This window comes from Fischerella sp. (genome assembly GCF_013388695.1).
Classification (GTDB): Bacteria; Cyanobacteriota; Cyanobacteriia; order Cyanobacteriales; family Nostocaceae; genus PCC9605.
In genome coordinates this window covers 1-9754 of record NZ_JACAEU010000104.1, presented here as the reverse complement: position 1 = coordinate 9754, position 9754 = coordinate 1, and the positions used below count along the sequence as shown (strand labels likewise).

At 44.8% G+C, this 9754-nt stretch carries 6 protein-coding genes; 3 read left to right on the top strand and 3 right to left on the bottom strand.

All coding sequences use genetic code 11. The features are described from left to right. The first annotated feature begins 90 nt into the window (after positions 1 to 90). The gene (locus HXY43_RS14150) at positions 91 to 2760 is read left to right on the top strand and encodes a polynucleotide kinase-phosphatase (RefSeq protein WP_290883854.1); all 2670 of its coding nucleotides are present in this window, start codon (positions 91 to 93) and stop codon (positions 2758 to 2760) included. Positions 2761 to 3023: 263 nt separating this feature from the next. Here the strand turns inward: HXY43_RS14150 and HXY43_RS14145 are convergent, their stop codons facing one another. Then, positions 3024 to 3389, bottom strand: coding sequence for a hypothetical protein (locus tag HXY43_RS14145; protein ID WP_290883851.1), 366 nt, complete (start codon positions 3387 to 3389; stop codon positions 3024 to 3026). A 462-nt stretch (positions 3390 to 3851) separates the two neighbouring features. Here HXY43_RS14145 and HXY43_RS14140 point away from each other — a divergent pair, with 462 nt between their 5' ends. Next, on the top strand, positions 3852 to 4529 hold the full coding sequence (locus tag HXY43_RS14140) for an ATP-dependent Zn protease (protein WP_290883856.1): 678 nt from the start codon (positions 3852 to 3854) through the stop codon (positions 4527 to 4529). Positions 4530 to 4562: 33 nt separating this feature from the next. On the opposite strand, the gene HXY43_RS14135 is transcribed toward HXY43_RS14140, so the two are convergent. Beyond that, positions 4563 to 5615, bottom strand: coding sequence for a diguanylate cyclase (locus HXY43_RS14135; RefSeq protein WP_290883849.1), 1053 nt, complete (start codon positions 5613 to 5615; stop codon positions 4563 to 4565). Positions 5616 to 6348: 733 nt separating this feature from the next. After that, a complete protein-coding gene (locus tag HXY43_RS14130; protein WP_290883847.1) occupies positions 6349 to 6552 on the bottom strand; it encodes a heavy-metal-associated domain-containing protein in 204 nt (67 codons plus the stop codon). Between the two features lie 267 nt (positions 6553 to 6819). On the opposite strand from HXY43_RS14130, the gene alaS reads away from it, so the two are divergent. After that, positions 6820 to 9483 carry an alanine--tRNA ligase gene (alaS, locus tag HXY43_RS14125; protein ID WP_290883845.1) on the top strand — a complete coding sequence of 888 codons (2664 nt, stop codon included), beginning with the start codon at positions 6820 to 6822 and terminating at the stop codon, positions 9481 to 9483. Positions 9484 to 9754 lie beyond the last annotated feature (271 nt).

Genomic DNA, 9754 nt, shown 5'->3' with positions numbered 1-9754 from the left:
CCACGGCGCTCTATGTGCGGACGCAGGTTCCGCACATAGAGCGCCTCCCCAAGACCGCGCTGGCTCACCACTAACCACTAAATACTAACGATGAAATTAACTATTCCCGAACTTTCTTTGGTCGTCCTTATCGGTGCTTCCGGTGCTGGGAAATCAACTTTTGCGGGCAAACACTTTCATCCGTTTGAGGTGCTGTCTTCAGATTTTTGTCGGGGATTAGTATCTGATGATGAAAATAGCCAGTCCGCGACCAAAGATGCCTTTGATGTGCTGCACTTCATTACTGCTAAACGCTTAGCAGCTGGGAAACTGACTGTTATCGATGCCACGAACCTTTTGCCAGAAGACCGCAAAATATTCGTTCAGTTAGCGCGACAGTACCATTTTTTCCCCGTAGCGATCGCTCTCAATTTACCAGAAGAACAATGTCACGAACGCAACCAACAACGCCCAGATCGTCAGTTTGGCCCCCATGTGGTGCGGCGTCACACCCAGTTTTTGCGGCGTTCCCTGCGGGGATTGGAAAGAGAAGGCTTTCGGTATGTCTACATTCTCAACTCTGTCGCAGAAATTGACGCCGCAGAAATTGAGCGTCAACCCCTCTGGAACAACCGCAAATACGAACACGGTCCCTTTGATATCATTGGCGACATTCACGGCTGTTGCGACGAACTCGAAGCTTTACTGCAAAAATTAGGATACGTCAAAGACACAGGGGCAAGGGGCATCGGGCAAGGGGCAAAAGAAGTTTCCAATTCCCAATGCCCAATTCCCAATGCCCAATTCCCAATGCCCACTCCCTCCCTCTGGGATGCTCCCACTTATTACCATCCCCAGGGACGCAAGGCCGTTTTTCTCGGTGATTTGGTAGACCGAGGACCGCGTATCCTCGATACGGTCAAAGTGGTGCGAAACATGGTCGCAGCGGGAACAGCTATTTGCGTTCCTGGTAATCACGAAAACAAGCTGTTGCGAAAATTACGGGGTAAAAATGTCAAGGTGAATCATGGCTTAGAGCAAACTTTAGCAGAAATTGAAGCTTTGCCAGAAGAGCTACGCGAACATTTCACCAAACAATTGAAAGGATTTCTGGATACTTTGGTGAGTCACTACGTCCTTGATGATGGCCGGCTAGTAGTTGCCCACGCTGGCATGAAGCAGGAGTATCAGGGACGAGGTTCGGCTCAAGTCCGGGAGTTTGCCTTATATGGCGAAACTACGGGCGAAATTGATGAATTTGGTTTACCCATCCGTTACAACTGGGCGGCAGAGTATCGAGGTGAGGCGATGGTTGTCTACGGACACACGCCTGTACCGACTGCTGAATGGCTCAATAACACGATTAATATTGATACAGGTTGCGTATTTGGAGGCAAACTTACTGCCCTGCGCTATCCAGAAAAGGAACTGGTAAGCGTTCCTGCTGCCCGTATTTACAGCCAACCGGTGAAACCGATTGGGGGAGTAGATAAGGACACGGCTGTACAAACGGTAATGACAGCCCAGCAGCAACTAGATGACGTACTGCACATTGACGACGTACTGGGAAAGCGGATCGTTAATACCCGCCTAGTACCAAATATCAAAATTCGAGAAGAAAATGCGATCGCAGCTTTAGAAGTGATGAGCCGTTTTGCTGCCAACCCTAAATGGCTAATCTATCTGCCGCCCACTATGTCTCCAGTGGAAACATCCCAAGAACCAGGATATCTAGAACATCCCCAACAAGCTTTTGCTTACTACCACAACCAGGGAATTACAGAAGTAGTGTGCGAAGAAAAGCACATGGGTTCGCGGGCTGTGGTGATTGTTTGCCGGGATGAAACAGCAGCCAGAAAGCGTTTTGGCGTTGTGAATGAAGGTATTGGTATCTGCTACACCCGTACTGGCAGAAGATTTTTTGATAACCCAGCCCTAGAAGCAGAACTGCTGGCACGGTTAAATAGCGCCCTTTCTGGTAGTGGTTTTTGGGATAAATTTAACACCGAATGGGTTTGTCTGGACTGCGAACTGATGCCTTGGTCTGCCAAAGCTCAAGGGCTGTTGCGAGAACAATATGCACCCGTTGGCGTAGCCTCAAGCTTTGCCCTCAGCAATGCTGTAACATTACTGGAGAAGGCAGACCGACGTGGCGTTGATGTCAGTACCCAACTGGGCAATTATCAACAACGAGCTGAAATGGCAAAGCAATATGTTACTGCTTACCGCCGCTACTGCTGGCCAGTTAATGATATTTCTGACTATAAGCTTGCGCCTTTCCATATCTTGGCAACAGAAAAAGCCGTACACACTGACAAAAACCATTACTGGCATATGGAGGAAGTAGCAAAAATTGCTCTACACGATCCAGACCTCCTAGTAGCGACGGCATACAAAGTCATAGATTTAGCAGATCCTAGCAATCAAAAAGAGGCAGTGCGATGGTGGCAAGAACTAACCGCGATGGGAGGTGAAGGCATGGTAGTTAAACCGATGGAATTCATCGTCAAAGGTAGCCGGGGAATTCTACAACCTGCGGTGAAGTGTCGCGGACGAGAATATTTGCGAATTATCTACGGATTAGAGTACTCAGTACCTGAGAACCTGGAACGTCTGTGCCGAAGGGGATTATCACTCAAGCGTTCTTTGGCAATGCGGGAGTTTGCTTTAGGTATTGAAGCGCTAGAATGTTTTGTCGCTAATGCACCTTTGCGCCGCGTGCATGAATGCGTTTTTGGGATTTTGGCACTAGAGAGTGAACCTGTAGATCCAAGGTTGTAAGTAATATCAATTCTCCAAAAGACGGCTACAGATGATGATGCACCGGACGCGGAGATCGATCGTTGCGAGGTTATAGAGAATTGGTATTAGTACAACATTGCATAAGTTTGCGCGCGGAATTTCTGTACCAAGACTCTGCGCCCCTTTGCGTTTTCCTTTGCTAGAGGCGTGCGTTTCAAATCGCTACTCTTTTACGCAATAGCGATCGCTACATTCGGAATCCTGCTGATAGTCGGACACAAATTGGGCTAGCAAAGTGCCATTCAGTTAGGCCCCATCATCTGCATAGGTGTAATCATTGGTGTCATATCCACGGTAGTATTGGTACTGTTACGGTTTTGTGTGCTTGGAGTCGGGAAGAGAGTGGAAGCAACTAAGGCCACTAGTGCCATGAAGATAAAGCTTCCTAGCAGGCTAATAACGGCAGTGTAGTTTTCCCGAGAAGCTTTACCCTCTTGTTGGTAGCGACTCTCGTCAACTGTATCGAGTAAGTCACCATCAAGACAGTAGCCTGCTTTTAGATCTTCAACTTCGTCATTAACAGTGGGCAGATCAACTGACGCACCTTGCTTGAGAACAAGCTTGTTGAGTTTAGCTGAGACGTTAGCTTGATGAATGGTGAGTATCATTGTTGCTCCTCAATTAGTTGATTTCCCTTCTTGAAATCACTGTTGAATTTGCCGATTCCACAAATTTTGCTGATTTCATGAATAAAAACATAAGACCACTTGGAACTAAGTGGCATCAACCTTAGAACTGGATGATCCTAAGCACTCTCCAAATCAGTGTTTGGTTATATCGCTTTTCATCAGCATAACGGTAATAATCGTCGTCGTTCTTTTGTTTTAAGTATTTCCCTAATAACTTTTCATTATCAAGGGCGGATCATTTCGTGGAATGGATCTAGAACACCGATTCAGTATTCAACCTAAAGGCTAAAAAACCACGTTTGTTCGTAGAGACGCGAAATTACCCTGCCCGAAAAAATAATTTAACATGGTATTAATACGTAAATAATTTCAGTTTTCATGCTTGCTGCGATCGCTCCATAATGAAATTAAGAAATATTAAGCAGCATGACCGTAATCAGGATGAGCAAAACTGCCCTGAATTTAATCGCAATTTCTGTCTTTGTGATGACCCTTTCCAGCCTACTGGGGCCATTGTTTAACTTATCGCCCACTGTACCTGCACTTGCCACCTTCACAATTTTGGGAATAGCGACATTAGACGCTTTCAGCTTGCAAGGCAAAGGTGGAAACATACTTTTAGATTGGATAGCAGGATTTTCTCCCGAACACAGAGAACGCATTATCCATCACGAAGCCGGACACTTCCTTGTCGCCTATTTGTTAGGCATTCCTGTTGTCGGCTACACTCTCAGTGCTTGGGAAGCTTGGAGACAAAAGCAACCAGGACAAGGTGGCGTGAGTTTTGATGATGAGGAGTTAGCATCCCAACTAGAAAAGGGTACTCTCAGCGCCCAAATGCTAGATCGCTACTGCACTGTTTGGATGGCGGGTATTACTGCTGAAACTTTAGTGTATAAAAATGCCGAAGGTGGGGCAGATGATCAAACTAAACTAGCAGGGGTTTTGAAAAGTTTGGGTTTTTCTGCGTTTGCTTGCGATCAAAAACAGCGATTTTGCGCCTTGCAAGCCAAAACCCTCTTGCAAGAAAATTGGTCGGTGTATCAAGCTTTAGTAGATGCCATGCGACAACGCGCTACAGTAGCAGAATGCATAAAAATGATGAATGAAAAATTATGAATTATGAAATTCTTCACAATGCACAATTCATCATCATGAAGAAGCAACTCGAAGATGGGAGGTAGACTGGGAAAAGTAGTTCTCGCAGCCCATAACACGGTTACGTCCAGCAGCTTTAGCTTGCAAAAGATTTTGATCGGCACGATGCAGCAGGCTAATTCCATTAGCATCATCTTCTGTTCGCAGACAAGCTGTTCCGAGACTAATGGTGACGTTGATAGACAGTTGACTGTTGATTGTAAATGCTTGTTCGCCGACTAGGCGATTAAGCCGACGCGCGACAACAAATGCTTCGTCGCAAGTTGTATTGCCCAAAAGGATCACGAATTCCTCTCCACCATAGCGGAAAGGAGTATCTTGATAACGCAGATTGTGCCGCAGCCGATTTGATAGTAACTGCAAGAGGCGATCGCCTACTAAATGTCCGTAAGAATCGTTAACTTTTTTAAAATAATCAACATCTAAAATAATTAAACTTAGGGGAGTGCCATTGGTACGGGCTTTTTGAATTTGCCTAGGCAAGTCCCACTCTAGCGCCCGGCGATTACTCAACTCTGTCAGTGAATCAGCCAAAGCGATCGCTGACAATAAATCATTTGTCCGGATCAGATCGCGATATTTCTGCGCTTTTCGCAAGCCTACTGTCAATTGCGCTAATAGTAAGCGCTGGCTAGCAGTTAACTCAGCTGAGGTAAAATCTGTTTTTTCCTCCTGTAGAGACGTTGCATGCAACGTCTCATGCCAAATATAAGCATCAGCCCCTTGCCTGAGTGCGATGGAAGTCATTTCCAATTCCCACTCCCAGCCATACTTACTTTTATCAACAAGCAGTTGGGGACGATCCTCCAAAAGAATACAGTATATCCAAGATAATTTTGTCTGCTCTTTCAGCCAACAGCAGAGTTCCATACTGTCATCCAGGCTAGCCTGCACAATTAAAATATCGGGCGGTGTGATTTGAATACGAGATACCGCCTGACTAAGATTAGTAATAACTTCTACACTAAAAGCGGTTGTATCACGGATCTGATCTGGAAGTGTGGCAAGAAAGTTATCACTTCCAAAGACCAGAATGGAAATCTTCATTGCTTTGCTTTTTGCCCTATTTCAAATTTAAGGGAATAACTCAGGTAAAACCTGTTAAGGCTTACTTTAGATACTATATATACCTGCTTTTTTAGCGAGGGGTATAACCCCATATTTTATTGTCTTACTGACCGATCCACAAGCAATTTTCAATTTTTATCTCCTCATCATACTTAGTTGACTACACTGGTTAGAGTTGAAATTTATGATACCTAATTTCTGCCCTGATATCCTTGATTTAAAACAGTAGAAATACTGAATAATCTTTGGAAGTATAAAAGTATGACTGTAATTTCCAGGAGCCATTGCTCTAAAATTTTTTGACGATAAAATATTTACACTAAATCTTCAATTCACTAGTCAATTTTATCCTCTCAGTAAAAGTTCCAGGTATTATTGTACTGACATCAAAAGCATTGATAATATTTTTATTTTATCCGTAAAAGCATTTACGCACTTATATTTGAAAAAATCTGTATAACAATTACTTCAGTGTTTCTTACCATTTCCAACTCGTCAGTATTGACAAAGCTAAGTCTAATAACTTGCTTTAAAATACTTAGTGCCTTGGTGTCTTGGTGGTTCAAGATTTTTTAACTACCAAGACACCAAGACACGAAGAGAAAAAAGGTTTTTATCCGTTTTGGTGTATGCAATTCCTCTTGAGTGGCGAAAGTCAGTAGGGAATTTTATTGTGTATCCTACTGTGAAATTGCGATCGCCCATTCAATGGTTATTGATAGCCTTCAATACTGTAACCAGCTGCAACAATTGCTTGTTTAATAGATTCTTCTGAAGCTGCGGACTCTACAGTTACAGTTTTAGCTTTTAAATCTACTTCAACTTTGGCATCAGGTTCCATTGTGTGGATAGATTCCGTAATTGTTTCAGCACAGCCTTCACAAGCTATATTTGGAACTTTTAATTTCAGCGCCATAAGTAACCTCAGTACGTAAAATTACCATGAATTATAAAGATTTATCTTATTGAACCAAGTTAAATCGCTCATCCTACTACAGTTAGGAAATTGTGCCACTATAGAAAGTTGCACATATCATCACTTCTGGTATATGGTTTTCGGCTGGCAGCAAACTCAAACAAAATGCAAAAATAAATTCAGATGAGGATCGCTTATGCAATTACACTGAGCAAGTGAATCCTTCTTCAGAAGTATTACCTATCCCCTAGTCCTTTGTAGAAACCCATGTCTTTTCATCCCCAGTACCTCAGCGGTAACGAAATACGCACCCTATTCCTTGACTTCTATGCCCAACGGGGACACCAAATTCTCCCAAGTGCCTCCCTCGTGCCAGAAGATCCGACAGTGCTGCTGACGATCGCGGGGATGGTACCATTTAAACCCATCTTTTTGGGACAGCGCACATCAGAATTCAAACGCGCCACTACCTCCCAAAAATGCATCCGCACCAACGACATCGAAAATGTCGGACGCACGAAACGGCATCATACGTTCTTTGAAATGCTGGGTAACTTTAGCTTTGGCGACTATTTCAAAGAACAAGCGATCGCTTGGGGTTGGGAAATCTCCACAACTGTATTTAACTTACCCCCTGAACGCCTTGTTGTCAGCGTTTACGAAGAAGATGACGAAGCTTACGCTATTTGGCGGGATAAAATTGGCGTCCCAGAAAAGCGCATCAAGCGCATGGATGCAAATGATAACTTTTGGGCTATGGGTGTTACTGGCCCGTGCGGCCCTTGTTCTGAAATCTACTACGATTTTCATCCAGAAAGGGGCGACGACAATATAGATTTAGAAGATGATACTCGGTTTATCGAGTTCTACAACCTCGTCTTCATGCAATACAACCGCGATGCAGAAGGCAAGTTAACACCCCTTGCTAACAAGAACATCGATACCGGCATGGGTTTGGAGAGAATGGCGCAGATCCTCCAAGGTGTTCCCAATAACTACGAAACTGATTTAATTTTCCCGATTATTAAAAAAGCAGCAGAAATTGCTGGTATTGACTACACCCAGAGTGACGAAAAAACCAAAGTCTCTCTGAAAGTTATTGGCGATCACGTTCGTGCTGTCGTCCATATGATTGCTGATGAAATCCGCGCCTCCAACGTCGGACGGGGTTATGTGTTGCGACGCTTAATTAGGCGGGTGGTGCGTCACGGACGTTTAATTGGCATTTACCGTAGAGACGTTGCATGCAACGTCTTTACACCGCAAGTTGCTGAGGTTGCTATCTCACTTGCTGAAGATGCTTATCCCAACCTCCGCCAGCGGGAAAATTCCATCAAAGCAGAGTTGCAACGAGAAGAATCTCGCTTCCTCCAAACTTTGGAAAGAGGCGAAAAACTGCTTGAGGAAATTATTGCTAAGGTGAAGCGACAAGGCGAAACCGAAATTAGCGGTGAAGATGCGTTTACCTTGTTCGACACCTACGGATTCCCCTTAGAACTAACTCAAGAAATTGCTGAGGAAAATAACCTCACAGTTGATGTTAGTGGTTTCGATGCTGAGATGGAAAAGCAAAGACAACGCGCCAGAGAAGCACACGCAACCATCGACTTAACAGTGCAAGGTTCTCTCGACAAGCTAGCAGAACACATTCACGCCACGGAATTCTTAGGCTACACCCAATCGGCGGCGACTGGGAAAGTTGAAGTGTTACTAGTAGATGGTGTTTGCGAAGAAGAAGCGGAAGCAGGAACTGATGTACAAATAGTTCTCGACAAAACGCCATTCTATGCGGAATCTGGAGGACAAATTGGCGACAAAGGTTATATCACGGGCGTTGGTGTCGTCGTCACGATTAACGATGTCAAGAAAGAATCAGATTTCTATGTCCACTTCGGACACATTGAACGCGGTACGCTGCGGGTAGGCGATACCGTCAGCGCCCAAATCGATCGCGCTTGTCGGCGTCGTCTCCAAGCTAACCACACCGCAACTCACCTGCTACAAGCGGCGTTAAAGAAAATTGTTGATGATTCGATATCGCAGGCGGGTTCTTTGGTGGCGTTTGATCGGTTGCGCTTTGACTTCAACTGTCCGCGTCCTCTCACGCAAGAAGAGATACAACAAATTGAAGAACAGGTGAACACTTGGATTGCGGAAGCGCACTCAGCGAAAGTGGCAATTATGCCCTTAGCTGAAGCAAAAGCCAAAGGTGCGATCGCCATGTTCGGAGAAAAGTACGGCGAACAAGTGCGCGTGATTGATTTCCCTAGCGTGTCGATGGAACTGTGCGGCGGTACTCACGTTAGCAACACAGCTGAAATAGGTGTGTTCAAAATTATCTCTGAAAGTGGGGTAGCTTCTGGGGTGCGGCGGATTGAAGCGGTTTCCGGCCCGGCGATACTAGATTACTTAAATGTTAGGGATACAGTAGTCAAAGATTTGAGTGACAGATTCAAAGTCAAACCTGAAGAACTACCAGACAGAATTACCATTCTGCAAAACGAACTCAGAACTACCCAGAAGGAACTAGAAAATCTCAAGTCACAGCTAGCAATAGCCAAATCTGATAGCCTGCTGCAAACAGTCGAAACTGTCGGCGATTATAAGATTCTCGTCGCCCAGTTGGAAGACGTTGATGCACAATCTTTGCAAACCGCAGCGGAACGTTTGCTGCAAAAACTTGGCAGTGGTGCGGCGGTAGTGCTGGGTTCGGTTCCTGAACCTGGGAAAGTTAGTTTAGTTGCAGCTTTTTCGCCCCAAGTGAATAAGAAGGGACTGCAAGCTGGAAAATTTATTGGTGCGATCGCCAAAATTTGCGGCGGTGGCGGCGGTGGACGCCCCAACTTGGCACAAGCAGGCGGACGCGATGCGAGTAAGTTGCCAGAGGCGTTGGAGAAAGCGCGGAGTGAGTTAAAGTCCGGTTTGGGTTAATTGTTTTTGTAAGGCGGGCAATCTACCCGCCTGGAAAATTAATTTATAACTCGATCTGCCACTATTTTGAGGTGAGATTGAAGTTGTGATTGCATGGGTGAGCTTTGTGTGCGATCGCATATACTAACTATGCATATTGCCACAATATAATACAATACAGTTCAGTTAAGGATTGTCCATAGTAATTACGTGTGTGTAGAGACGTTGCAATGCAACGTCTTTACAAATTTTATCGTTAGTCAAATTATCTTATACCGATTCAAAAAATGTT